The organism is Mesorhizobium sp. YC-39 (assembly GCF_025753795.1).
GTDB lineage: Bacteria > Pseudomonadota > Alphaproteobacteria > Rhizobiales > Rhizobiaceae > Mesorhizobium.
The window spans coordinates 386,765-412,755 of sequence record NZ_JAOWPS010000005.1 but is presented as its reverse complement, the minus strand read 5'-3'; the positions used below and the strand labels follow the sequence as shown (position 1 = coordinate 412,755).

The following is a 25,991-nucleotide window of genomic DNA, read 5'->3' as shown; positions in this document are numbered from 1 at the left end:
CTCAGCTTCCCCGGATCTCTCGCGCCAACATAGCATCGGCAATGGCCAGTGCATCCATGTTGATTGCGACATCGTGGACGCGAAAAAGCTGCGCCCCCTTGAGCCTCAGGATGACGCTTGTCGCCGCGGTTCCCGCACCCCTTGCCGAGGCGTCGCGGCCGGTGACGTTGCCGATGAAGCGCTTTCTTGACGTGCCGGCCATCAGCGGAAAGCCCAGTGCATTGAGCTCGGAAAACCGCGCCATCAGATCGAGGTTTTCTTCCGCCGTCTCCTTGGCGAAGCCGAAACCCGGATCGAGCACGATCTGATCGTCGACAATTCCGCTTCCACGGGCGATTTCCAGCGATTTCCCAAGGAAGAAAAGCTGGTCCTCGATGACGTCGGGCAGTTTCTGCCGGTCACGTCCGGTATGCATGATGACCAGCCCGGCTCCGGTCTCGGCGGCAACGCGCGCAATGCCGGGTTCGCGCTGCAGGCCCCAGACATCGTTGACGATATGCGCGCCGGCCGCCACCGCAAGCCGGGCGGTGTCCTCGCGATAGGTGTCGACCGAAACCAGCGCCTCGCCAAGCCCGGCCAGCGCCTCGATGACCGGCAGCACGCGGGCCTGCTCTTCGCCAGCGGTTACCGCGGAGGCGCCGGGCCGCGTCGATTCCCCGCCGACATCGATGACCGAGGCCCCCTCCTCCACCATGCGGTGTGCCTGGGCCAACGCCTGTTCGGCTCCAACGAACAGCCCGCCGTCGGAAAAACTATCCGGCGTGACGTTGAGGATGCCGACAATCACCGACTTGCCGCCAAGGTCGAGATGGCGTCCGTGCGCCAACTGCCATCGCCTTGTCGTCATTGTCCATCAACCATGTGTGATCCGCCAAAGATCAAATCCGTTGCGTCGAGGACGGCCGTAACGCAAGGTGGCTGAAGAGGCAACATGATGAACCGACCCCTGCTCTGCGCCCTGATGCTCGCCCCGATGCTCGCAATGACCGCTTTGCCTGTGGGCGCTGCGTCACTGGTGAAGACATACAGCTATTTCCCTGTTGGCGGCAGGACGCTCGACGACATCGAGACGCAGCTCACCAAACATGGGCCGCGCGTGAAAAGCACCGGGATGAGGCATCCCGGCGCCACGCAAATGGCCTTCACGACGCGCGTCGGCTACGCGGAGAATGCGAATTCCTGCCGGATCGTGGCGGCCACCGTGACCGTCAAGGTCAAGGTGATCCTCCCGGAGTGGCGCCGTCCGCGCAAGGCCGATGCCGGCGTAAGATTGTTCTGGGACACTCTGTCTTCCGACATCAAGCGCCATGAGGAACGCCATGTCGAGATCGCCAAAAACCACGCCAAGGAGTTGGAGGACGTGCTGAAGGCGACCTATCCGCAGAAGACCTGCCAGGAGGCCAAGGCGAAGGCCTCCGAGATCACCGCCGCCATTCTTGCTAAGCACGACCAGGCCCAGGTGCAATTCGACCGCGTCGAAAGCGTCAATTTCGAAAGCCGCATCATCCGGCTGCTGCGCTATCGCATGGAGCGCATCGAGAACGGCCGGTTGCCACCGACCTGAGATTTCGCCGCCGCTCGAGTGCCAATGGCGCAAGCCAATTTCGCCGAAGCATGGTGCCAAGCCGGAAAAACTTTCGAGCCGCTGTCGAAATCCGCCTATACGGGACGACATATGTCAGGTTCGCGAAGGCGAAACCTCGAAAAGCACGAGACAACAATCGACGCGGCGCACGCACCGGACCGGCCGACCCGGCCGCCCCTGCTGAACGCACGCAAGCCCATGAAAGACTTAAGACGATGGACCAGGCTGTCGACAAGCAGGCGACGATGGTGCCCCCATCACCGCTGACCGAGAGCGAGAAGAACGCCATCATCGGCGGCGTGCTGTTGTCGATGCTGTTGGCGGCGCTCGACCAGACCATTGTCGCACCGGCCATGCCGACCATCGCGCATGCACTCGGCCATGCCGAGTATCTGCCGTGGATCGTCACCGGTTATCTCTTGACCGCAACAGCGGTGGCGCCGCTCTATGGCAAGATTTCCGACGTCCATGGGCGTCGGCCGACCGTCTATGCGGCGATCCTTATCTTTCTTGCGGGCTCGCTTGTCAGTGCCATGGCGCCCAACATGCTCGTGCTGATCATCGGCCGGGCGATCCAGGGTGCCGGCGGCGGCGGCCTTTTTGCCCTGGCGCAGACCGTCATCGGCGACCTCGTGCCGCCACGCGAGCGGGCGCGCTACTCCGCCTGGATCGCGGGCACATGGGCCGTCGCCAGCATCGCCGGCCCGCTGCTCGGCGGCGGCTTCGCCGAACATCTGCACTGGTCGCTGATCTTCTGGATCAACCTGCCGCTCGGCTTTCTGGCCATGGCGATCATCAACAAGCCGCTGAAGAAGCTGCCAATCGCGGCAAAGCATCATCGTATTGACGGGCTGGGGGCATTGCTTCTTGTGGTGGCGACGGCATTGCTGCTTCTGGCGCTGAACTGGGGCGGCAGCGCCTACCCCTGGCTGTCCAGCGAAATCCTTGGGCTGCTCGCCTGCTCGGCAATCTTCTGGGCTGGCTTCGCGCTGCGGCTGCTCAAGGCGGCAGAGCCGCTTATCTCGCTCGAAGTGCTTGGCAACCCGATCGTTCTGACCGGCACATTGTCCATGTTCCTGCTGCAGGCCGCCAATATCGGCCTGGCGGTCTACCTGCCGGTCTATCTGCAGTCTGTCGTCGGGCTGTCGGTTGGCGAATCGGGAATCGCCATGCTGGGGCTGATGCTCGGCACTGTTGCCGGCGCGACATTCAGCGGCCGCACGATACAGCGCTTTGTCCACTACAAGCGGATCGCGATGGCAGGGATTGCCTTCGCCATAGTGTGTCTTGGCGTGCTCAGCCTCGTGGCGGAGCATGCCTCCCTGCTGGTTGTCGAGATCCTGACGACGTGCATCGGCCTTGGCAGCGGAACGACCTTTCCGGTTGCCACCGTGTCGGTTCAGAACGCCGTCGATCAGCGGCATCTCGGCGTTGCCACCGGCGTACTGACCTTCCTTCGCTCCTTGGGCAGCGCCCTTGGGGTTGCGATGCTCGGCGCGGTCGCGCTGGGCTACGGCCTGCCGCTGGCCAGCGAGGGCGCGCATGCGACCAGCGTCACTGTCGAAGCCGCCGCATTCGTGATGATCTTCCTCGCCGCGGCCGTGACCCTGGTCCTGGCGTTGGTCGCGCTCGGGCTGATGCCGGAAAAGCCGCTCCGCGGCCATGCGGAAACCGCGCCGGTTCTCGCGGAGTAAAAACCCCGCGACGCATTTCAATCGTGGACGCCGAGCTTCTTCTGCAGGCTGGTCGACGACGTCGTATACTGGAATACGATGCGCTCGCCCGGGCTGACGATACGCTTTGCCGCCTGCGCCATCAGCGCGACCTCATGGAAGCCCGACAGGATCAACTTCAGCTTGCCGGGATACCAGTTGATGTCGCCGACGGCGAAGATGCCTGGCACCGATGTTTGGAATTTCTCGGTGTCGACCGGGATCAGGTTTTCATGAAGGTTGAGGCCCCACTCAGCGATCGGACCGAGTTTCATGGTCAGCCCGAAGAACGGCAGCATGCGCGTGCACGCCACCTCGACATCGCCGTCAGGTCCCTTGATGGTCGCCGATGAAAGCTGACCATCAGCGCCGGTCAGGCCGGTCACCTGGCCAACCTGGAAGTCCAGCTCCTTCATCTCCTGCATGGCATACATCTTGTTGACGCTGTCGGGTGCGGCGCGGAATTCGGGACGCCGGTGGACCAGCGTCACGCTTTTCGCCACGGGCTGCAGGTTCAGCGTCCAGTCGAGGGCCGAATCGCCACCGCCGACGATGACGAGGTCATGGCCGCGAAAATCCTCCATCCGGCGAACCGAGTAGTAGACGCTTTTTCCTTCATAGGCCTCGATGCCCGGTATCGGCGGACGTTTGGGCTGGAACGAGCCGCCGCCGGCGGCGATCACCACCACCTTGGCTTCAAACACCTCGTTCTCGTCGGTGATGACGCGAAAGCTGCCATCCTCGAGCTTTTCGAGGCTCGAAACCATACGGTTATAGGTGAATTCGGGCTTGAACGGCGCAATCTGCGCAAGCAGCTTGTCGACCAGCCCCTGCGCCGAGATCGAGGGCCAGCCCGGAATGTCGTAGATCGGCTTTTCCGGATACAGTTCCGCGCATTGCCCACCGGGCCGGTCGAGTATGTCGATCAGATGGCATTTCATGTCGAAGAGGCCGAGCTCGAACACAGCGAACAGGCCGACAGGCCCTGCCCCGATAATGAGTACGTCCGTCCTGGTGATGTCGGTCATGAAATGCGCCTCGATGCGCATGACCCCGAAAATCCGAATTGATTTCCACCGGGCATCATGTGCCAAATTGCTACAGCGTTCTTACGCGCCCAAGAGGACGCGTGGGAAACGGCGCGACACTGCATGACCATTGGCGCGCTGCCAAGCGGGAGCTGCAAAAACACGGTAATAAACGCGCGTCTCAGCCCTGACGGGCAGGCACGCGCACGACCAGTCCATCAAGTGCGTCTCGCACCTTGATCTGGCAGGACAGCCGTGAGTTCGGCTGGACGTCGTAGGCGAAGTCCAGCATGTCCTCCTCCATCGCCTCCGGCTCGCCGACTTCCGCTGTCCATGCCTCGTCGACATAGACATGGCAGGTCGCGCAGGCGCAGGCGCCGCCGCATTCGGCCTCGATCCCCGGCACCGCGTTGCGGATAGCGTTTTCCATGACGGTCGAGCCGTTTTCGGCATCCACGTCGAAATGCGTGCCGTCATGGGCAATGAAGGTCAGCTTGGTCATTTGTCACCTGAAGGGAAGTCCCAGCCGAGATAATCACTCCGGCAGACAAGTCAACTGCCGTGCAAAAACGCCGCTCTATGCCGTTTTTTTGGAAACTGGAATTAGCGGTTGATGGCTGCGATGAAATCGCGCACTTCCTCGATAAGCGCGCCAAGGCGCTTGAGCGCGCTAGGGTCTTCGGGCTGACGCTCGATGGCGGTGGCGCAATCGGCGATGGCAAAGGCGCCGACCCCTCGCGCCGAGCCCTTCAGCGCGTGCGCCAGAAATAGCCTTTCGCGGACATCGGCGTCGACTATCCTGTCGCGCACCGACAACGCCTGCTGCACGAATAAGGCGAGCACCTCCTGCTCGAGGCCACGATCGCCCATTGTCTGGCGGGCCAAATGAGCCATATCCACAGGCCGTGCCGGCCCGGTTCCCGACACGTCGCCGCCAGGCATTGAGAAGGCGATGCCGTTTTCGCCACGCATGAACTCTAACTCCTTGATCGCGGATCGCCGGAAAAGCTAGGCGAATCCCATGGACAACGGGTTAATGAATGGCCGAGAAAAATGTTGCGAAAACGGCGCCCGGATCACGGTGTTGTTAACCTTATATTTAAAGTTTTACGTATCTCGCGGAATGCATGTTTTCTTTACCCCGGTGTGTCATTACGATACGAGGGGTCCATTTTTCAGCCTCCTGCACGGGATACGAAAATCACAATCATAAGTCCCGTAGCAGCTTGTACAGGGTAGCGAAGGCATGGCGAAGAAAACATCGACGACAAGAACGCTCGACAGCGACGTAGCCAAGGAACTCGAAAAAGCGCTTGATATCGACCTGAGTGGGGACGCCGGCGGCGACCTCGACATTGCGGTGTCGATGGAAGATCTCGAAGCGCAGATATCGCAGGCTGCGGACGAGCTGGCGCGCGAAGGCCGCAACCAGGATGCGGAGCCTGTCGTCAGCCAAAGCGAGACGCCAGCGCCTGTGGTAAACCAAAGTCAAAACGCGGCGCCCGCCGCCAACCAGAGCCAGAGCGCGAAGTCAGCGGCAAAGGCCAAGCCGGCCGAGTTGCGCCCGGTGGAAACGCGCAATGGCTCGCAGCCTACCGGTTTCGCACCGGCCAACGACGATCGTCAAAAAGATTACAAGACGCTGCTGCACAGCCTCAATCGGCGCGCCTCCAACACGATCTATTGGGTTGTGGCGATCGTTTCGCTCGCCTGGCTTGCCGGCGCTGGAGCTTTGGCCAATCTGTTGTTCGGACCCGACATCTGGAAAATCCGTACGCTTGACCAGTTTTTGGCCCGTCCCGAACTGATCGGCCTCGCAGTCGCGGCAATCCTGCCCGTTATCCTGTTCTGGGCGTTTGCCGCCATGATCCGCCGCGCCCAGGAAATGCGCATCGCCGCCCAGTCGATGACGGAAGTGGCCTTCCGCCTGGCCGAGCCGGAAAGCCTTGCCCAGGATCGTGTCATGATGATCGGTCAGGCCGTTCGCCGCGAGGTGGCTGCCATGGGCGAAGGCATCGAGCGCACGCTGGCGCGCGCCGTCGAGCTCGAAACCCTTGTCCACAGCGAAGTGAACCAGATCGAACGCTCCTATTCTGAAAACGAATCCCGCATCCGCTCGCTCGTCGACGGGCTGGGCAGCGAGCGCGAAGCCGTGGTCACCCACGCCGAGCGCGTGCGTGCATCGATCGCCGGCGCGCATGAGACGCTGAAGGATGAAATCGGCTCCGCCAGCGACCTCATCCGCGACAGCATCCTCAACGCTTCGACCCAGCTGTCGATGACCATCACCAATTCCGGCGATACGCTGATCGACAGGATCAACGGAAGCTCGATGTCGATCTTCGATCAGGTGGAAGGACGCCTCGATACGATCACCGACCGGCTGTCGACCTCCGGCGAAGCCTTCGCCAGCCTTCTCGATACGCGCATCGCCAAGCTGACGGACACGACCGACGGCCTGACACGGTCGCTGACCGAACTGCTCGACGATCGGACCAACGGCATGGTGTCGCTGCTCGGGGGTGCGGCGCGCACGCTGAGTTCCGAATTCGAAGCCAGCCTCAGCGGCATCGAGCGCACGCTTGCCGAACGCGGGCAGGCGCTGATCGGCGAATTCCAGACCCGCGCCGAAGCGCTGGACACCGGCACGCAGAAGCTCAACGCCGCGCTGGAGGCTCGAGCCCGCCAGATCAACGAGACACTGGTCGAGCGCGCACGCGAAATCGCCCATACTTTCCAGGAAAGCAAGGACACGCTGTCGGCCATGATCGATCAGGGCAAGACCCAGATCGGCGCCGACATGGCCGACATCGTTTCGTCGACCTCGTCCATGCTTGAAGCACGCGCCAGCGACTTCGCCGGGCGCATGGAAGCGGCGCGCCACGTCGTTTCCCGTTCCTTCGACAGCGATATCCAGCGACTTGCCGACGCCCGCGTCGGTATCGAGGAAGCCGTCGAAAACCACAGCCGCAAGCTGTCGGAAAGCCGAGAACGCATGGCGGCGGCAATGGAGGCCGATCTGGCGAAGTTCGCCGAAAGCCGTGCCGGCATCGATGCAGCCGTGACCGATCAGGTGCAGAAACTTGCCGACGGCCGCAGCTTGATCGCGCGCGCTCTCGAAGAGGATCTGCGCAAGGTCAACGAGTCGCGCGCCGCCATCGACGCTTCGCTCGGCAGCCATCTCGAAAGACTAGAAGAAGGCCGCAGCAGGCTAGCGCAGGCCCTCGATGAAGACTCCGGAAAACTCGTGCAAGCCCGCACAATCATTGATGAAATGGTTGCCGGCCATGTCGGAAAGCTCGCCGAGGGTCGCGGCATTCTTTCGCGGGCGCTGGACGCCGACCTCGCCAAGCTGGCCGACAACCGCGCCGGCATCGACGGGTTGGTCGCCGCCCAGGTTGAAAAGATCGCCGAAGGTCGCGCCGTTCTCGCCAAGGCACTGGAAACCGATATTGTCGGCATCCAGGGCCTGATCGAGAGCCATTCCGCGAAACTGGCGGAAGACCGCGCCGGGCTGTCGCGTTCGCTCGACGATGACCTGTCCGGCATCAGGGGCCTGATCGAGAGTCATTCGGACAGGCTCAGCGAGGATCGCAGCCTGCTGTCGCAAACACTCGAGGCCGACCTCGCCAAGCTGGCGGAAAGCCGCTCGAGCATCGATGGGCTGGTCGCCGGCCAGGTCGAGAAGTTGGCCGAAGGCCGCGATATCCTCAAGCGCGCGCTGGAAACCGACCTGAACACGATCAAGGGTGTTATCGCTGGCCAGTCCGAAAGGCTGGCGGAAGACCGCAGTCAGCTTTCACGAGCGCTGGAAGCCGACCTGCAGAGCGTCAACGGCCTTATCTCCGACCACATGAACAGGCTCGCCCAGGACCGCTCTACCCTTTCGAAGGCGCTCGAAGACGATCTCGCTAAACTGGCCGAAAGCCGCTCGAGCATCGATGGGCTGGTCGCCGGCCAGGTCGAGAAGCTGGCCGAGGGCCGCGATATCCTCAAGCGCGCGCTGGAAGCCGATCTCGGCAGCGTCAACAATCTCGTCAACAGCCACGCCGAGAAGTTGATCGAGGACCGTTCGGCCTTGTCGAAGGCGCTCGAAGACGATCTTTCCAGGCTGGCGGAAAGCCGTTCGAGCATCGACGGGCTGGTCGCCGGCCAGGTCGAAAAGCTGTCCGAGGGCCGCGACATCCTCAGGCGCGCGCTGGAAGCCGATCTCAACACGATCAAGGGCGTCGTCGCCGACCAGTCCAAGCAATTGACCGACAACCGCGCGGAATTTGCGCGTGCGCTGGAAGCCGACCTCGGCGGCGTCAACAGCCTCGTCGGCAACCATACCGAGAAACTCCTCCAGGATCGCTCGACGCTGTCGAAGGCGCTTGAGGACGATCTCGCCAAACTGGCCGAAAGCCGCTCAAGCATCGACGGGCTGGTCGCCGGCCAGGTCGAGAAATTGGCCGAAGGCCGCGACATACTGAGGCGCGCGCTGGAAGCTGATCTGGAGAGGCTTGCAGCGAGCCGTGGTGAGGTCGACGACATCATCACCGGCCATGTCGGCAAGCTCGCCGAAGGCCGCGACATGCTGACCCGCGCCTTGGACGACGATCTCTCCAAGCTTGCCGATACGCGCAAGGACGTCGATCGTTCCCTATCCAGCCATATCGACCAGATTGCCGCCCGAAGCACCGACATCTCGGACGCCATTGCCGCGGACATCGAAAAGATCGAGCAGGCGTTCAGCCGGCAGACAGGCGTCATCGAGGAGCGGGCCGGAACCATGGAACGCGCGCTGTCGACAGGTGTCGACAACGTCCGCGCCGTGCTCGAGAAAAGCGCTGTCTTCGTTGCGGGAGCACTGCGCGAAAAGGTCATGGAGGTCACCAGCGCGCTGCATGAGCAGGCGGGTGTGGCGTTCAGCGATGCCGACCGCAAGATCGCCGAACGCGCCGAGCAGACCTCGGCTGCCTTGCTTGCCAGGGCCGAGGATATCGCCCGCACCTTCGAGGAGGCGGATCGCCGCCTCGCAGCGCGGGCGCAGGACACGTCGAGCGCGCTCATTGCCCGCGCCGAGGACACATCGAGCACACTCATGGCGCGTGTCGACGACACGTCGAACTCCCTGCTGGCACGCGCCCAGGCAACGGCCGATCAACTGGCCGCCCGTGCCGGCGAGATTGCCGGAACATTCGATGCGGCGGACCAGAAGCTGGTTGCCCGCGCGGTCGAAACAGCGCAGTCGCTGGCCGCACGCGCCGGCGATATCCTGCGCAATTTCGAAGGCGCCGACGAACGGCTGACAGTGCGCATCGGCGAGTCGGCCGAAGCGCTTGCGGCACGCGCGTCGGACCTTGGCCGCATCTTCGATGCCGCCGACCAGAAGTTGATATCGCGCATTGCCGAAGGTTCGGAGGCACTGTCGGCGCGCGCATCCGAGATCGGCCGCATCTTCGACGAAGCGGATCACCGTCTGGTGGCGCGCATCGCCGACAGCACCTCGACGATTGGCGAGCATGCCGACAACATCGTCGGGGCCTTCGCCAACACCGAGCAGCGTGTTGCCGAACGTGCAAGGCTGACCGGTCAGGACCTCGCCGTCCATGCCCGCGAAATCGAGCAGGCGCTCGCCGGCGCCGACGAGCGCCTGGCGTCAAGCGCGGCCGCTGCGGCGGCTCGCGTCGAGGAGCAGCTTGCCGGTGTCGAGAACCGTCTCGCCTACACCACCGAAACGATGGGCCAGAGGCTCAACGAGCAGGTTTCGACCGCCGAGGCGCAGCTCATTTCGCGCGCCAACTCGATCGCCGAGACTTTTACCGCGGTCGGCCAGCATATCGGCCAGAGCACCAACGACGCGGCCAAGACCATCGGCTCCAACACTCGCGAGCTCAACACCATGCTTGCGGCGCGGTCGGCCGAGATATCGAAAATCCTCGACGAAACGGCACGGCCACTGGTCGAGCGCTTCGCCCAGGGTGGCTCGGAGTTGCAAAGGAGCATGGAAGAAGTCACCGAGCGCGCCACCGAGAAGCTGCGTAGCGAAAACGCCACTCTCGTCAACGCGCTCGCCAGTCGCACGGCCGAAACATTGTCGGCCGTCGACGGGGCACGCTCGACGCTCGCCGACAGTGTAGCCGAGCTTATCGGCCGCATGAGTACATCCAGTGCGCAGCTTGGTCAGTTGATCGAACAGGCGGCGACCAATCTCGGCCAGGTCGACGAACGCCTGACCGGCAGCACGCAGAGCTTTGCCGCAACGACCGAGAAAGCCGCGCAGACCTTCGCCAGTTCGGCGCGCCTGGTCGATTCGAACACGACCCGGCTTACCGAACTGTCGTCCGCCACCTTGCGCGAGGTTGCCTCGATTGCCACCAAGTTCGACGAGCACAGCCGGCTGCTGTCCAGCGCTTCGGACCTGTTGAGCTCGGCCCAAAGCAACCTCGAACACACGCTGGAGCGCCAGTCCTCGCTGGAGGATCTCGCCGTCGGCCTGGTCAAGAAGTCGGAAGACCTGGAAAAGGTGATGCGCTCCTTCGAGAACCTGGTCGGCCAGACGCTGCAGAACGCGGAAGGCAAGACACTGGAATCGGCCGACAAGATCCGTTCCGCCATTTCCGAGGTCGTTGATTCGGCAACCAAGCGCTTCGCCGACGCAACCGAGGAGATGCGGCGCACCGCCGGCTCGATCAAGAGTGAGCTCGACCTCACTCGCGCCGAGCTCAAAAAGGGCGTCATCGAGATGCCGGAAGAAGCAAAGGAATCGACCACGGCCATCCGTCGTGCTGTTTCCGAGCAGATCAACGCGTTGAAGGAACTCTCGGATATTGTTGCGAAATCCGGCCGCGGCACCGATCCCTCGGAGCCACGCAGCCTGCGTCCGGCGCCACAAGCGCCTGCCGCGCGCGCGCCTGAGCCGCCACGCCGGGCCCCATCGCCGGCGCCACAGCCGGAGCATCGTGCGCCGCAAGTGCCGTTGGGCGGGACCGCCTTGCGCGACCTGGAGCGCCCAGTTGAGACGGCGCGTCAGCGCGATCCCAATGCCCGGACGCCGCAGGGCGGCTGGGTGCGCGATCTCCTGACCGGGGCATCGCGCGAAGAGGACGCCAGGCCCGCCGCTCCGGTGGAAACGCTGCGCCCGGCCCCTGCCCAGCGCTCGCCGCTTCATGTCATGGAGTCACTCAACTCGCTTTCCGTCGATATCGCCCGCGCCATCGATCACGATGCTTCGATCGAATTGTGGAACCGCTATCGGCGCGGCGAGCGCGACGTGTTCACGCGGCGTCTCTACACGCTGAAGGGCCAGCAGACTTTCGACGAAATCCGCCGCAAATATCAGACCGAGGCGGAATTCCGTGCCGCCGTCGACCGTTACTGCGACGATTTCGAGAAGCTGCTCAAGGATGTGTCGCGCAACGACCGCGACAACATCATGGCGCAGACCTACCTGACGTCGGACACCGGCAAGGTCTACACCATGCTTGCCCACGCCAGCGGCCGCCTGCATTGATCAGGCAATAGGGAATAAAAACGGCGGGAGATTTTCCCGCCTTTTCAATCCATACTGTTTTTCATTTCACGAACTGCAAGCGGCGGTAGGTACGGTCTGAGAGCCGCGATCGATGGCGGGCGTTCAGAAGCCACCCTCAGGATCCCAATCACGGATTGAATCGGCTACGGGTAGTCCAAGGCTTCGCTGATCGAGCCATGACACCTTGCGTCCGTTGTTTTCGCGAGCTGACAACAGTTCAGCATGCGCCATTTGCATCGCAAGCAGTAGCGCCTGCACCTGATCAATCCCGTAAGCTTTTCGGGAGCGCGGGCCTTCCGTCCAGCCTATTTCATATTGGCATTGGAAGTCTCGCCCCTCCTCGGGTCCAGGCTGGAAGAAACGGCACGTTACCTCCTTGCCATCGACCAGGAATGTTCTTTGAACAAAACCGATAGCGGCCATGCATGACTCCTCACAACAGCGGCGACTTGTCTGGAGCATCGCGCTCGGCGATTCAGATCACCGAATCCGTCCAGCGCACAATGTCCTTGGCCGCATCGCCGAAGGCATTGTCGAGCGCGCCGACATAGGCCTGGTTGCCGCTGCCCGAGACGGGCGCGGTCGCGGTAAAGCTCTTTGAGGCGCGCACCTCGCCGTTGCGGTCGTTCAGTATCCGCACGAACAGATCGACCTCGGCGTGTTCGCCACCATCGACCCGGACTTCGAAAGACCGAACCTCGACGATCACCTGATAGTCGATCGCCAGCCCCTCGCCCGGCTTGCCGACGCCGGCGAAGCTGCCCGAACGCTGGAACGTCTCAGCCAGCCGCGCCTGCACGATCAGTGGCAGCCGGTCGGCCCATTGCGCGCCCTTGAGATACTGGATCGACCGATCGGACGGCCTGATGACGATGTTCTGGCTGTCCAGCGCCTTGAGGGCCGACGGCTGGGCGATGAGTATCTGGCGGCGACTGTGACTGCGCGCGTCGAGCGACGGCGCCGAAAGCTCGAACGTATCGAGCGGAGCCGGCCCGCCGCCCGGCAAGGCAGCGCAACTGGCAAGGGTCAGGGCAAGCAATGCCACAGTCGATCTGACGCCGCCCGATTTGACCCAAACCGACTTCACACGCGATCCCCGTTGTCCCCAGATCGTAAGATCAACCTGCAATGGTGGTTCATGTTCTTGGGGGGTGGGAAGGCTGAAGTCAACGCCGCGCCCTGCCGTCGAACTGTCGAACCTCGCCTTCTCCCCCAGAAAGTATCCGTTGCGGATTGCGGCTGAGATCCGTCACCGCTTCTTCGATGCGGTTGATCGAGCGGCGGCTGTCCTGAACCAGCGCCTCGACGTTTTGCAGGCCCTGGCCAGAGAATCGCGCCAGATTGTCGGTGATGGTGCCGAGGCGGGCGTTCAGCGTGTCGGCGACCTGCTTGAACGATTTCAGTGTGCCCCTGGCATCGGCCATCACCCCATCCGCCTGGCCCGAGCCCAGCAATGTATCGACCTTGGCTAGGATGCCGTCGACGCGCACCGAAGCATTGTTGAGGCGCTGCGCAAGCTGCTGCGCATCCTTGATCGTCTCATCGATATCGTCGGCCCGGTTGGCGAATTTGTCGGTCACCTTGGCGATATCGGCGGCAGCCTTGTTGGCATTCTCGCTCGCCTTCTGGATGTTGGCCAGCGCGGTGCGAACCTGCGCCGGATCGATGCCATCGAGAACGCCGTCGACCTTGGTCAGCGTCCCTTGCGTCTTTTGGGCGAAGTCGTTGATCGATCCCACCGCCGTGTCGACATTCTTGATGACGGTGTCGAACTGCTTCGAGGTTTCCTTCAGATTGCCGGTCACCGTATCGACATTGGCGACGATGCTCTTGATCTGGTCCTTGTCGACGGCGTTGAGCAGCCCTTCGGCCGCCTTAAGCGTGCCGTCGAGCTTGCCGGAAACGCCCTTCAATTCATCGGACAGCGAACTGACGCTGGCGAGGAACTTGTCGATACCGTCGGAGTTCTTGGCCAGCGCGTCGGAGAAGGTCTGCACATTGTTAACGGTCTGCGTCAGCGGCCCGCGAACGTCCTTGGTGAAGCCCTCGAGCTGGGTGAGAACCGTGTCGGCGCGGGTGAAGATGTTCTGCGCCGTCTGCAAGAGATTGGTGACCGCCGACGGGTTGGCGACAATCTCGGCAACCTTGCCCTCCGCTTCCGCCTGGTCGAGAAGCTTCGCTTCCTTGGGGTCGGCGCCCTTGAGTTCGATATTGGCCTGGCCGGTGAGGCCGGCAAGCCCGATATCGGCCTGCGTCGATTTGGTGATCGGCGTCAAGCGGTCTATCTCGGTGTCGGCGATAGCGGCGGTCGGATTGTCAACGTCGATATAGACGCGCCTGACATCGCCGACCTTGACGCCGTTAAACAGCACGAAACTGCCGCGGCCGAGACCGGATGCCGAGCCGGGGATGCGCACACGCAGCAGCACCGTCTCACCCTTATCGCCGATCGCGGCCGTCCAATAGACGAACGCGAAGGCCGCCAGGATCGCGGCCAGCGTGAAAATGCCGACAATAACGTAGTTGGCTCTGGTTTCCATTGCCTCACTTATGGCTATGCACGCGCCGCAAGATCAAGTTGCCGGGCACGTTTTCCGCGGAAATAGGATTTCACCCACGGCTCCTCGCTTTTGAGCATGTCGTCGATCGTGCCTTCGACAAGCACCTTCTTCTTGCCGAGCACAGCCACCCGATCGCAGGCCGTGAACAGCGTGTCGAGATCGTGCGTGACCATGTAGACGGTCAGATCCATCGTGTCGCGCAGCTTGACGACCAGTTCGTCGAACTCCGCCGCGCTGATCGGATCGAGGCCGGATGTCGGCTCGTCGAGGAAGACGATGTCGGGGTCGAGTGCCAGTGCGCGCGCCAGCGCCGCACGCTTGATCATGCCGCCGGACAGTTCGGAAGGAAATTTCTGCGCCGCATCCGGCGGCAGCCCGACCAGTTCGACCTTGAGCATCGCCAGTTCGTCCATCAGCTTTCGCGGCAAGTCGAGATATTCGCGCATCGGCACCTGGACGTTTTCGAGAACCGTAAGCGCCGAAAACAGCGCGCCGTGCTGGAAGAGGACGCCAAGGCGCATGTCGATGCGAAGACGCTCCCGTTCACTCGCTTTTTCGACATCCACGCCGAACAGCTTGATCGTCCCCGATTGCTTGCGCGTCAGGCCGAGGATGGTACGCAGCAAAACCGACTTGCCGGCGCCCGAAGCCCCGACAAAGCCGAGGATCTCGCCGCGCCTGATATCGAGCGACAATTTGTCGAGAATGACCTTGTCACCGAAGGAGACGGTGATGTCGTGCGCCGAAAGCACGATCTCGTTTTCGTTGGCTTCCTCCGCAACCCCGGTTGCCTCTGTGCTGCCCTGCATTGCCATGTCAGAACTCGATCGCCGCGTAGAACATGGCGAAAAGCCCGTCGAGGATGATGACCACGAAGATCGATTTCACCACGGAAGCGGTCACGTGCTGGCCGAGCGATTCGGCGCTGCCGCCGACCTTCATGCCTTCGACCGAGGCGATCGTGCCGATGATCATGGCCATGAACGGCGCCTTGATCAGGCCGGCAAAAATGGTGCTGATATCGATGGCGACGCGCAGCCGGTCGATGAAGGCGGCCGGCGCAATGTCGGAGTAGAGCCATGCAGCCAGGATGCCGCCGCCAAGTGCGGCGAAATTGGCGATGATGGTCAGGCAAGGCAAAGCGATCACCAGCGCAACCAGCCGCGGAAACACCAGTACACCGATCGGATTGAGCCCGATGACCTTCAGCGCGTCGACCTCCTCGCGCATCTTCATCGAGCCGATCTCGGCGGTGATGGCGCTGCCCGAGCGGCCGGCGATCATGATCGCGGTCATCAGCACGCCGAGCTCACGCAGGATCAGCACGCCGACCAGGTCGACGACAAAGATGTCGGCACCGAAATAGCTGAGCTGGTAGGCGCCTTGCTGGGCGACGATCGCACCGACGATGGCCGACATCAGCACCACCACCGGTATGGCGCCGACGCCCATGCGATCGATCTGGTTGAAGATCGCCGCCGGATTGACCGCGTGGCCGCGGCCAAGCTTCATCTGCGAGCCTTGTATCGTGGCGCCAAGAATGTTCATCGAGGCCAGGAAATCGTCGCGCATCTCGTAAACGCGACGGCCAACCGCCTCGAGCGCTCGGATGACGATGTTCGGCGGTCTTGCAATGCCCGACTCAGGCTCGCGACGAACGGCGTCGCCGACGGCGCCGAGCAGGATAGAGGCGATCTCGCTTTGCCCCTGCAAGCTGATCTCGATGCTCTTCTTCTCAAAGACGCTGACCAGGCGGTCGATCAGCCAGGCGCCGGCGGTATCCATCTTCTCAATATGGGAGAGATCGAGCGTAACTGATTGGAAACCGCTGCGTTTCTCGATCTTGCGCATCTCCGCATCGATCAGCGCCACAGTGCGCGTCGTCCAGTTTCCAGCGAAAGCACAGCGCAAAACGCCGCCCTCTTCACCAACCTCAACGCGTGGCCGGTGGTCGGCTTCGCTGGGAGTGCCGCTTGCGAAACGTTTGCGGGTGGTCAACATGGCGTCCTGTTTAGCCTGACGGGGTCGACCTGTCGATTTGCCGACAAGCCCCTTGTCGCACAGCTGGAGCAGAAAAATATGGCGCGTGTCATTTCGGTCGAGGCCGAGCGCTTTCCCATAGCTGGCACCTTCACCATTTCGCGCGGTTCGAAGACCGAGGCCGAGGTGATCATTTGCACGATCAGCCAGGGCAGCCATGTCGGGCGCGGTGAATGCGTTCCCTACAGGCGCTATGGCGAAACCGTTGATGGCGTGCGCGCTGCGATCGAGGCCATGCGGGAACAAATTGCAGGCGGCATCACCCGCAGTGCCTTGCTCGACGCCATGCCGGCAGGTGCCGCGCGCAACGCCATCGATTGCGCGCTCTGGGGCCTCGAAGCAAAGATCAGCGGAACATCGGTGGCGCATGCGATAGGCGCGGTTCCGTTGCGGGCGCTTGAGACGGCTTACACGCTGTCGCTGGGCGAGCCGGAGGCGATGGCCGCACAGGCCCGCGCCAACGCCATGCGGCCGCTGCTCAAGGTCAAGATCGGCGGCGACAACGACATCGCCCGTATCCGCGCCGTCACCGCGGCGGCACCGAAAAGCCGCATCATCCTCGACGCCAATGAAGGCTGGACGGACGATAACATCGTGGAAAACCTCGCCTTTGCCGCGGAGCAAGGCATCGCGCTGATCGAACAGCCGCTTCCCGCGGGCCATGATGGCATCCTTGGCTACATCGCGCATCCAGTGCCGATCTGCGCTGATGAAAGCGTGCATGAGGCGAAGGATCTCGCCTCGCTCGCCGGCCTTTACGATGCCATCAACATCAAGCTCGACAAGGCGGGCGGGCTGACGGCAGCCCTCGTCCTTCGCGACCGCGCCCGCGAACTGGGTTTCGGCGTCATGGTCGGCTGCATGGTCGGCACGTCGCTTGCCATGGCGCCAGCCGTACTCCTGGCCCAGGATGCCGATTTCGTCGATCTCGACGGTCCGCTGCTTTTGGCCAGGGACCGCGAACCCGGTCTCGTCTACGAGGGATCGCTGGTGCTACCCCCCGATCCGACGCTGTGGGGCTGAACGCGCCGCAAGTCCGATCAACGCCAGCCCGATCAGGGCGATCGGGATCATGGCAAGAAAGCCGTCCACGCCGAAGCGGTCGTATAGCGGGCCGGAAAGCAGCGTCACCACGGCCGTGAAAAAGCCGTTGGAGAAATAGGCGATGCCTTGCGCGGCTCCGGTTCGTTCCTCCGCGACTGTTTCGCCGATCATCTTCTGCAGGCCGATCAGTACCAGCGCCACCGAAATCGCATGCAATGTCTGGACGGCGAAAAATCCGGCGACGCCGAGACCAAGTGGCCAGATCAGTGGGAAAGCGATCCAGCGGACGATCGAGCCGATTCCGGCTATCACCATGATCGACACGACGGAGAATGAGCCGAAGACGCGCGTGAAGGCCAAAAACATGCAGATCTCGGCCACCACGCCCCACCCCCACAGCAGCCCGACAACCGAATCGCTGATACCAATCGATTTCCAGTAGATCGACACGAAACCGTAGAGAAACGCGTGACTGGCGGTGATGACGCCGACGCCGATGGAGAAATAGAGGAAATACGCATTGAGAAGCTTCGGCGCCGATTGCTGGATATCGCTGGCTGACAGCGGCGAGGCGCGTCGGGGGCGACCAAGCCGCGGCGCAATCAGTCCGACGGCAAGTGCCGCGGCAAACGCCAAGAAAATGATCACCGGGACAGCCTCGGCGCTGGTCGCCGACAAGATGAAGCCGCCCGCAAGATTGGCGCAGAGATATGAGATCGATCCCCATTTGCGCATGCTTGCGTAATTCGAGCCGAAGCGGCGCACACCAGACAGCGCCAGTGAATCGGCGATCGGCGAGTGCGGCGTCCAGACGACGGCGAGCGCCAGCGACACGGCGAGCACCATGGCGTAAGTCGGTGGCAGGAAGTAGCCGGCGGCCAGGATCAGCGATGCGGCAACCAGCGCGATATAGACATTGGCGCGGTCCTTCGCCCTGTCGGCGAGCGCGGTAAGCAACGGAGTCGTCACCACGCGCAGGAACATTGGCGCGGCGAGAATGACCGCTATCTCCCCGGCATGAAAACCCTTTGCCTGGAGCCACAGCGGAAAGTAGGGCAAATGCGTGCCGAGCGGCACGAAAAGCGTGAAGAAAATCAAGCTCATGCGCAGCTCGAAATGGCGTGGCTTGACGAGCTGTTCGGGCGAAAGCGGCGGCAGGGACATGAATCGATCCAATGACGCTGCATTCGACGGGCTGCAACGCGCATCGATCCTTTAACATGCGGGAAAGCGAGTCGAAACCGCTTGGACTAATCGATTAATGTCGCATCAAGCCGCTTCGACCACCCTGTCCTCGATGAGCATCGGGATGAACGGCTCGTCTGGCGCTTCAGGCAGGATGTGCGCCCAGGTCAGGATTTCCATCCGGCCGTCGAAATGCTCAACCACAGCCGTGCAGCTTTCGACCCAGTCGCCGGTGTTGATATATTGCACGTCCTCGAAATTCTCGATCGCCGCATGGTGGATGTGTCCGCAGATCACGCCGTCGACATGCGAGCGACGTGCTTCCTCGGTCAGCACTGTCTGGAACGAGCCGATGAAGTTCACCGCCTTCTTGACCTTGACCTTGGCCCAGGACGAGAACGACCAGTAGGAGAGGCCGAGCAACTGACGCAGCCGTGTGATGACACGGTTGACCAGCATGGCCGCGTCATAGGCATAGTCGCCAAGATAGGCCAGCCAGCGCTGATTGTGGACGACGGTGTCGAACTGGTCGCCATGGATGACCAGCAAGCGCTTGCCGTCGGCGGTCTCGTGAATGGCACGATCGGCGACGACGATACCGCCGAAATGCACGCCCTGGAACTGCCGCGCGAATTCGTCGTGATTGCCGGCAATGTAAGTGATGCTGGCGCCCTTGCGCGCCTTGCGCAGCAGTTTCTGGACGACGTCGTTATGGCTCTGCGGCCAGTGCCAGCTTCGTCTCAGGCGCCAGCCGTCGACGATGTCACCGACGAGATAGATGATATCGGCATCGTGGTGGCGCAGGAAATCGATCAGGAAGTCGGCCTTCGCCGCCTTCGATCCGAGATGGATGTCGGAGATGAACATGCTGCGGAAAGTGCGGGGCTCTGCGCCGGGCATTGGATTCTCACCGTTGCTTTCCAGCAGCCTATGCCCCGATTCATGCAACAACCGTATGACGGTTGCGATTGGTCCAGCCAAAGGGCTAGCCTGCCGCCGGTCAAAACGGAGGATTTCATCATGGATCTCGGCATTCGCGGCAAGAAGGCGATCGTCTGCGCTTCAAGCAAGGGCCTCGGGCGCGGCTGCGCCATGGCGCTGGCCGAGGCCGGCTGCGATCTGGTCGTCAATGGACGCAATGCCGAGCTGCTGGCGAAAACCGCAGCGGAACTGCGCGAGCGATACGGCGTGAAGGTGACCGAGATCGTCGGCGACGTGTCGAAGCCCGAAGTGCAGGAGGCGTTGCTTGCCGCCTGCCCCGATCCCGATATCCTCGTCAACAACAATGGCGGACCGCCATATCGCGATTTCCGGGAGCTCGATCGCGAAAAGATCCTCGAAGGCGTCACCCAGAACATGGTGACCCCCGTCGAACTGATTCAGGCTGTCATCGACGGCATGGCAGCGCGCGGCTTCGGCCGCATCGTCAACATCACCTCGCTGTCGGTCTATGTCCCAATTCCCGGCCTCGACTTGTCGTCGGGCGCGCGCGCCGGCCTGACCTCGTTCCTTGCCGGCGTGGCGCGAACAGTGATGGACCGCAATGTGACGATCAACAACATGCTGCCGGGCAAGCTCGACACCGACCGGCTGCGCGGCCCGCATGAGCCCGGCTCAGTTGAGGACCCTGCCGCCGCTGCCAAACGCAAGGCCCAGGCGGCAGCCAACGTTCCGGCCAAGCGGCTCGGCACGCCGGAGGAATTCGGCCAGATCTGCGCCTTCCTGTGCTCGGTCCATGCCGGCTATCTGACCGGGCAGAACATACCGGTGGATGGCGGCCTCTACGTCAGCGCGTTCTAATGATGGAGCCGTAAGCATAAGATCGCAATGCAACATTCGTCCCTCATATCCTTCCTCAACGGCGAGAAATCGCCTAACGAGCTTTGGCGAGAGATTGAAACCGAAGTGACCGAATGCATGACCGCTGCAACTACCCTTGGCTGTGTGGGGCATGTCATCATCACTGACGGGCCACATACGATCATTAATCGTCGACATGTGGACGTGCTGGTTGGTCGGCTGGCGGACGGCATCCTACCAGTCCAAGCAGCCGCTTACATCGCCGATGCGCTGATCATGAGCGACGACTTCGACTTTGCGGAAGATGGCGTCTCGGAGATTCTGTTCTTACTGTCAGACGAGAGCGCACCCCTTTCGCGAGAAGATGTGCAAGCCTTGCGGAGCCGCCTTTCGACGGGAGCGTAGCGTCCGTCGACCCAACATTTCAATGGCAGACCACACAGGCCGGCGGCTGTGCGAAGCCACAAGCGCCACTTGCGACATATCACCTCTCGAAAAGCGTCGGCTGCATGCTAAGAGACTCAAAACACCAAGCGGACTGAACTGAGGAGCGGCCGGCATGGAAGGCGAAGGCAAAAAGGCAGCCCGGTCGGATCTCGACGAAGCCGCCCTCTATTTCCACAAGCATCCGAGGCCGGGAAAGCTCGAAATCCAGGCGACAAAACCGCTTGGCAACCAGCGCGACCTGGCGCTGGCCTATTCGCCTGGCGTCGCCGCACCTTGTCTGGAAATCCGCGACAATCCGGCGACCGCCGCCGACTATACGGCGCGGGCCAATCTGGTCGGCGTCGTCTCCAACGGTTCGGCGGTGCTGGGCCTCGGCAATATCGGGCCGCTCGCCTCCAAGCCTGTCATGGAAGGCAAGGCGGTGCTGTTCAAGAAATTCGCCGGCATTGATGTCTTCGACATCGAGATCGACGCGCCCGGCATCGAGCGCATGGTCGAGACGATCTCGGCGCTGGAACCGACCTTCGGCGGCATCAACCTTGAAGACATCAAGGCGCCGGAATGTTTCGAGGTCGAGGAACGGCTGAAAGCCCGCATGGCCATTCCAGTCTTCCACGACGACCAGCACGGCACCGCGATCATCGTCGCCGCCGCCGTGCTCAACGGGCTGGAATTCGCCGGCAAGACCATTTCCGACATCAAGATCGTCACTTCGGGCGCGGGCGCAGCGGCCCTCGCCTGTCTCAACCTTCTGGTCTCGCTCGGCGCGCGCGTCGAAAACATCTGGGTCACCGATCGTTTCGGCGTTGCCTACAAGGGCCGCGTCGACGAGATGGACCGCTGGAAGGATCCCTATGTGAAGGACACCGAGGCGCGCACGCTGGCCGACGTCATCTCGGGCGCCGACGTGTTCCTCGGCCTTTCCGCCGCCGGCGTGCTGAAACCGGAATTGCTCCAGCACATGGCGCCAAAACCGCTGATCCTGGCGCTGGCCAACCCCAATCCCGAGATCATGCCGGAAGCCGCACGCGCAGCGCGACCTGACGCGATGATCTGCACCGGCAGGTCCGATTTTCCCAATCAAGTCAACAACGTACTCTGCTTTCCTTACATCTTCCGTGGAGCGCTGGATTGCGGCGCCAGCGCCATCAACGAAGAGATGAAGATGGCTGCAGTGCGCGCGATCGCGGCCCTTGCCCGCGAAGAGCCGTCCGATGTCGCCGCCCGCGCCTATTCCGGCGAGACACCGATCTTCGGGCCCGACTTCCTGATCCCCTCGCCCTTCGATCCCAGGCTGATCCTGCGCATCGCTCCGGCTGTCGCCAAGGCTGCCTGCGACACCGGTGTCGCCACACGGCCAATCACCGACTTCGCCGCCTATATCGACACGCTGAACCGCTTCGTCTTCCGCTCCGGCCTGGTGATGAAGCCGGTGTTCTCGATGGCTAAGACGTCAGCCGCCAAGCGCGTCATCTATGCCGACGGCGAGGACGAGCGCGTGCTGCGCGCGGCGCAAGTCGTGCTGGAGGAAGGCATCGCCGAGCCGATCCTGATCGGCCGGCCGCATGTCATCGAGGTCCGGTTGAAACGCTACGGGCTGCGCATCAAGCCGGGCGTCGATTTCGGCCTGATCAACCCCGAAGACGATCCCCGCTACCGCTACTATGTCGATCTTCTGATCGAACTTGCCGGCCGCCGCGGCGTGACGACGGAAGCCGCGCGCACCATGGTGCGCACCGACAACACGGTGATCGCCGCACTTGCCCTGAAGCGCGGCGACGCCGACGCCATGGTCTGCGGCCTCGAAGGCCGTTTCGAGCGGCATCTGCGCAATGTCACCCTGATCATCGGACCGCGCGCCGGCATCAAGGACCATGATTTGTCGACGCTTTCCATGCTGATCTCGCAGCGCGGCATCATTTTCCTCACCGACACCCATGTCTCGGTCGATCCGACGGCCGAGGAGATCGCCGAGATGACGGTGCTGGCGGCGGAGGAAATCCAGCGCTTCGGCATCGAACCCAAGGCCGCCCTGCTCTCGCATTCGGATTTCGGCTCACGCGATTCGCCAAGCGCGCTGAAGATGCGGCAGGCGGCGGCGATCCTGGCGCGCATAGCGCCCGACCTGCAATGCGACGGCGAGATGCATGCCGATTCCGCTCTGTCAGAGCAGCTGCGCCAGCGCGTCTACCCGCATTCGCGGCTGAAAGGCGAAGCCAACCTCCTGGTGTTCCCTAATCTCGACTCGGCGAACATCACGCTGACGGCGCTGCGCACGATGATGGACGCGCTGCATGTCGGGCCCATCCTGCTCGGCACCGATAGGCCGGCGCATATTTTGACGCCATCGGTGACGTCGCGCGGCGTGGTCAACATGACGGCACTCGCCGTGGTCGAAGCTGCCCACAAGGCCCAGGCAATCGTAAATCTGGGCTAAGCCAATTTTTCGCGTTAACTGAGATTGCCTTCGGCGGCAAGCTAAACAAACAGTTAACCGCAAACGCGGTAGCTTTCACAACGGACGGCAACGGAGTTCCGGTCAGATGGTGGGCGCAGGGTGGAGGTTGACGCGTGCGGCGACGCTGCTCGCCGCCTTGGCGTTGTCAGGCTTTGCCATCACCCAGCCGCAGGCCGCCTCGCGTATTTGCCGGCAGTTGGAAGCCGATCTGGCCTCCGCTTCGCGCGGCGGCGGCAAGCCGGCTCTGCTCAGGAAATATGACGACGCGATCGTCAGGCAACGCCAGCAGATTGCAAAGGCCCGCAACCAGTCCGGCTGTGGCTTTTCACTGTTCGGCCGCAATGAAAACGCCTGCGCCGCACTCGACGCCACGCTCAACCGCATGAACGCCAATCTCGAAGCCTTAGAGACCAAGCGGGCGCAGCTCGCCGGTGGTGGCTCGCGGCGCGACCGTGCCCGCATACTGGCCTCGCTCGATGCCAATGGCTGCCGCGACGACGCTGTCGCTCCGAAGCGCGCACCGTTGCGGGAAGCGAACCGTGAAGACGGCAATGGAACTTTGCTCGATCAGTTCTTGGATGGCGACAAAAGCCAACCCGAAGCGCTGGAGAGCGACCCCGGCGAACAACGCGGCATCCGCGCCATGATCAACCAGCCCGACCGCATGGACCTGCCACGCCTTGGCGGCGAATTCCGCACGGTTTGCGTGCGCACCTGCGACGGCTATTTCTTCCCGATGTCGAATGCCGCCTCGATGGGCGATTTCGAGCGCGACCAGAAGAACTGCGATTCAAGCTGCCCCGGCACCGAGATGCAAGTGTTCTACACGCGTGGTCAGGGTGGCGATTCGGCTGACATGACGTCGTCGGCAACCGGCAGGCCATACCGCGAACTGCCGACCGCCTATCTCTACAAGCAGTCTTCACGCCCACCGGCCTGCGGCTGCAACGCGGCACAGAATTTCGAGGTCATTGCCGGCAATCCGCCAAGTCCGGAACAATCGCTGGCCAATACGCAAACCGAGCCATTCATTCCGGTGCCGGTCGCCAAGCCGGATCCGGGCGCCGATCCCGAGACCCTGGCCAACGCCGAAGGCGGTCTCGACGTGGCTGATATCAAGCGCCTGGCCGTCAAGCCCGTGGCGTCGACCTTGCCGCCGCCGGAACAGCGCAAGGTCAGGGTCGTCGGGCCAACGTTCCTTCCCGACCCAAAAGCGGCAATAGATCTGCAAGCTCCGGCCCCGAAGGCTGTCCAGTAAGCGCCAGCCTGAGCGGCATGAACAGCGCCTTGCCCTTGCGACCGGTCGCTTCCCTGATCTTGCCCGTCCAATTCTTCCAGACCGACCCGTTCCATGGGTCTTCCGGCAGAAGATCGAACGCCTGGCGAAGAAAATCGCGGTCGTCGTCGGAAAACTCCGGCGGCTCCTGCGGGCCTTCGCGAAGTGTCCGCCACCAGATTGCCGCATCGGCCAGCCTGTCGATATTGCCGCGCACGGCGAGCCAGAACGGCTCGGCGTGCTCGCCGGAAATGCCAAGCACGATCAGCCGGTCGCGTGCTTCGGAAAACGGCATATGATGGAGCAGCGTACGGTTGAGCACGAAAAGCTCGTCCGGATCGAATTTGGCCGCGGATTTCGACGTTGCGGCCGGATCGAAGCGCTCGGCAAGCCCGCCCATGTCGGGCACCGCCACGACATTTTCCGATGTGCCGACCAATACGGCCAGCGAGGCGACGGCCATCGCTTCTATGCCGGTCTCACGCAGGCTTTCGATCGACAGTGCGCCGGTCCGCTTCGACAGCCCCTCGCCCGAGGTTGTGGTCAAGAGATTGTGGTGACCGAATACCGGTGGTTCGGCGCCCAGCGCTTGGAACAATGCTATCTGCACGCCGGTATTGGTGACGTGATCGTCGCCGCGGATGACATGGCTGACGCCCATCTCGATATCGTCCACCACGGATGGCAGCGTGTAGAGATAGGTGCCGTCCTCGCGCCGCAGGACCGGATCCGAGAGCGAGGCCAGATCGACGGTTTCCTCGCCCCGCACCAGGTCGTTCCAGTGGATTTCGGTGCGCTCCGGCTGCAAGGGATCGCTGGTGAAATTGGGCAGGAGGAAGCGCCAGTGCGGCCGACGGCCATCCGACTGGTATTCGGCGACCTGATCACGCGTCAAAGTCAGCGCCTCACGGCCATAGACCGGCGGCAGGCCGCGCGTGCGGCGCACCTTGCGCCTGAGATCGAGCTCTTCCGGCGTTTCATAGCAAGCGTAGAGAAGGCGCGCCGCCTTCAACCTCTCCACCGCAGCGTCATAGATCTCGAAGCGCCGCGACTGGTACTCCGTGGCATCCGGAAAAATGCCCAGCCAATGCAGATCATAGAGGATGGCGTCGGAAAATTCCTGCGTCGAGCGCGCGACGTCGGTGTCGTCGAAGCGCTGGATGAAGCGGCCCTTGTTGTTCATGGCAAACAGCCAGTTGAACAGGGCGGTGCGCGCATTGCCGATATGGATGCGGCCGGTCGGCGATGGGGCAAAACGAACGGTAACTGTCATGGGCGGGGCGTACCGGATGCTTTCGGTGTTGACAAGACACGCCCCCGCGCTCCGCCGCAGACATAG

The 25,991-nt window shown here is 62.6% G+C and carries 20 protein-coding genes; 8 read left to right on the top strand and 12 right to left on the bottom strand.

Going from position 1 to position 25,991, the window contains the following annotated elements:
• Position 1 precedes the first annotated feature (1 nt).
• Positions 2 to 847: a dihydropteroate synthase gene (folP, locus tag OHD62_RS27610; RefSeq protein ID WP_263789627.1), complete on the bottom strand. Its 846-nt coding sequence runs from the start codon at positions 845 to 847 to the stop codon at positions 2 to 4.
• 84 nt (positions 848 to 931) lie between these two features.
• Between folP and OHD62_RS27605 the strand changes: the two genes are divergently transcribed.
• Both OHD62_RS27605 and OHD62_RS27600 read left to right on the top strand, forming a co-directional pair.
• On the top strand, positions 932 to 1,564 hold the full coding sequence (locus OHD62_RS27605; protein ID WP_263789626.1) for a DUF922 domain-containing Zn-dependent protease: 633 nt from the start codon (positions 932 to 934) through the stop codon (positions 1,562 to 1,564).
• Between the two features lie 236 nt (positions 1,565 to 1,800).
• A complete protein-coding gene (locus OHD62_RS27600; RefSeq protein WP_263789624.1) occupies positions 1,801 to 3,279 on the top strand; it encodes an MDR family MFS transporter in 1,479 nt (492 codons plus the stop codon).
• A gap of 17 nt (positions 3,280 to 3,296) precedes the next feature.
• Here the strand turns inward: OHD62_RS27600 and OHD62_RS27595 are convergent, their stop codons facing one another.
• The 3 genes from OHD62_RS27595 to OHD62_RS27585 form a co-directional block, all read right to left on the bottom strand.
• Positions 3,297 to 4,325 (bottom strand): NAD(P)/FAD-dependent oxidoreductase, encoded by a 1,029-nt coding sequence (locus OHD62_RS27595; protein WP_263789622.1) that lies wholly within the window; start codon positions 4,323 to 4,325, stop codon positions 3,297 to 3,299.
• A gap of 181 nt (positions 4,326 to 4,506) precedes the next feature.
• Complete coding sequence (locus tag OHD62_RS27590) at positions 4,507 to 4,827, bottom strand: 2Fe-2S iron-sulfur cluster-binding protein (protein ID WP_006334837.1); 321 nt, start codon at positions 4,825 to 4,827, stop codon at positions 4,507 to 4,509.
• A gap of 101 nt (positions 4,828 to 4,928) precedes the next feature.
• Positions 4,929 to 5,297: an Hpt domain-containing protein gene (locus tag OHD62_RS27585; RefSeq protein ID WP_263789595.1), complete on the bottom strand. Its 369-nt coding sequence runs from the start codon at positions 5,295 to 5,297 to the stop codon at positions 4,929 to 4,931.
• A 274-nt stretch (positions 5,298 to 5,571) separates the two neighbouring features.
• Here OHD62_RS27585 and OHD62_RS27580 point away from each other — a divergent pair, with 274 nt between their 5' ends.
• Entirely contained in the window at positions 5,572 to 11,820 is a 6,249-nt protein-coding gene (locus tag OHD62_RS27580) for a kinesin (protein ID WP_263789594.1), read from the top strand.
• 123 nt (positions 11,821 to 11,943) lie between these two features.
• Here OHD62_RS27580 and OHD62_RS27575 read toward each other — a convergent pair whose 3' ends face one another.
• The 5 genes from OHD62_RS27575 to OHD62_RS27555 all read right to left on the bottom strand — a co-directional run bounded on the left by OHD62_RS27575 (position 11,944) and on the right by OHD62_RS27555 (position 16,403).
• Positions 11,944 to 12,264 carry a DUF6968 family protein gene (locus OHD62_RS27575; RefSeq protein ID WP_263789592.1) on the bottom strand — a complete coding sequence of 107 codons (321 nt, stop codon included), beginning with the start codon at positions 12,262 to 12,264 and terminating at the stop codon, positions 11,944 to 11,946.
• A 52-nt stretch (positions 12,265 to 12,316) separates the two neighbouring features.
• Positions 12,317 to 12,928 carry an ABC-type transport auxiliary lipoprotein family protein gene (locus OHD62_RS27570; RefSeq protein ID WP_263789591.1) on the bottom strand — a complete coding sequence of 204 codons (612 nt, stop codon included), beginning with the start codon at positions 12,926 to 12,928 and terminating at the stop codon, positions 12,317 to 12,319.
• Between the two features lie 79 nt (positions 12,929 to 13,007).
• Positions 13,008 to 14,381 carry an MCE family protein gene (locus OHD62_RS27565; RefSeq protein WP_263789589.1) on the bottom strand — a complete coding sequence of 458 codons (1,374 nt, stop codon included), beginning with the start codon at positions 14,379 to 14,381 and terminating at the stop codon, positions 13,008 to 13,010.
• Positions 14,382 to 14,395: 14 nt separating this feature from the next.
• Positions 14,396 to 15,217, bottom strand: coding sequence for an ABC transporter ATP-binding protein (locus OHD62_RS27560; RefSeq protein WP_263789587.1), 822 nt, complete (start codon positions 15,215 to 15,217; stop codon positions 14,396 to 14,398).
• A gap of 1 nt (position 15,218) precedes the next feature.
• Positions 15,219 to 16,403: an MlaE family ABC transporter permease gene (locus tag OHD62_RS27555; RefSeq protein WP_263789585.1), complete on the bottom strand. Its 1,185-nt coding sequence runs from the start codon at positions 16,401 to 16,403 to the stop codon at positions 15,219 to 15,221.
• Between the two features lie 78 nt (positions 16,404 to 16,481).
• On the opposite strand from OHD62_RS27555, the gene dgcA reads away from it, so the two are divergent.
• Positions 16,482 to 17,465 (top strand): N-acetyl-D-Glu racemase DgcA, encoded by a 984-nt coding sequence (gene dgcA / locus OHD62_RS27550; protein ID WP_263789583.1) that lies wholly within the window; start codon positions 16,482 to 16,484, stop codon positions 17,463 to 17,465.
• Here dgcA and OHD62_RS27545 read toward each other — a convergent pair.
• Both OHD62_RS27545 and OHD62_RS27540 read right to left on the bottom strand, forming a co-directional pair.
• Positions 17,436 to 18,650 carry an MFS transporter gene (locus OHD62_RS27545; protein WP_263789581.1) on the bottom strand — a complete coding sequence of 405 codons (1,215 nt, stop codon included), beginning with the start codon at positions 18,648 to 18,650 and terminating at the stop codon, positions 17,436 to 17,438. The two genes, dgcA and OHD62_RS27545, sit on opposite strands and share 30 nt — an antisense overlap.
• Positions 18,651 to 18,755: 105 nt before the next feature.
• Complete coding sequence (locus OHD62_RS27540) at positions 18,756 to 19,571, bottom strand: UDP-2,3-diacylglucosamine diphosphatase (protein WP_263789580.1); 816 nt, start codon at positions 19,569 to 19,571, stop codon at positions 18,756 to 18,758.
• 120 nt (positions 19,572 to 19,691) lie between these two features.
• On the opposite strand from OHD62_RS27540, the gene OHD62_RS27535 reads away from it, so the two are divergent.
• From OHD62_RS27535 to OHD62_RS27520, 4 genes are all read left to right on the top strand, one after another.
• Positions 19,692 to 20,471, top strand: coding sequence for an SDR family oxidoreductase (locus tag OHD62_RS27535; protein ID WP_263789578.1), 780 nt, complete (start codon positions 19,692 to 19,694; stop codon positions 20,469 to 20,471).
• Between the two features lie 27 nt (positions 20,472 to 20,498).
• Positions 20,499 to 20,876 (top strand): hypothetical protein, encoded by a 378-nt coding sequence (locus OHD62_RS27530; RefSeq protein ID WP_263789576.1) that lies wholly within the window; start codon positions 20,499 to 20,501, stop codon positions 20,874 to 20,876.
• Positions 20,877 to 21,030: 154 nt separating this feature from the next.
• Positions 21,031 to 23,355: an NADP-dependent malic enzyme gene (locus OHD62_RS27525; RefSeq protein ID WP_263789575.1), complete on the top strand. Its 2,325-nt coding sequence runs from the start codon at positions 21,031 to 21,033 to the stop codon at positions 23,353 to 23,355.
• Positions 23,356 to 23,461: 106 nt separating this feature from the next.
• Positions 23,462 to 24,634, top strand: a complete 1,173-nt coding sequence (locus OHD62_RS27520) for a DUF2865 domain-containing protein (protein WP_263789574.1) — start codon at positions 23,462 to 23,464, stop codon at positions 24,632 to 24,634.
• Here the strand turns inward: OHD62_RS27520 and OHD62_RS27515 are convergent.
• Positions 24,552 to 25,925 (bottom strand): glutamate--tRNA ligase, encoded by a 1,374-nt coding sequence (locus OHD62_RS27515; protein WP_263789572.1) that lies wholly within the window; start codon positions 25,923 to 25,925, stop codon positions 24,552 to 24,554. The two genes, OHD62_RS27520 and OHD62_RS27515, sit on opposite strands and share 83 nt — an antisense overlap.
• Positions 25,926 to 25,991 lie beyond the last annotated feature (66 nt).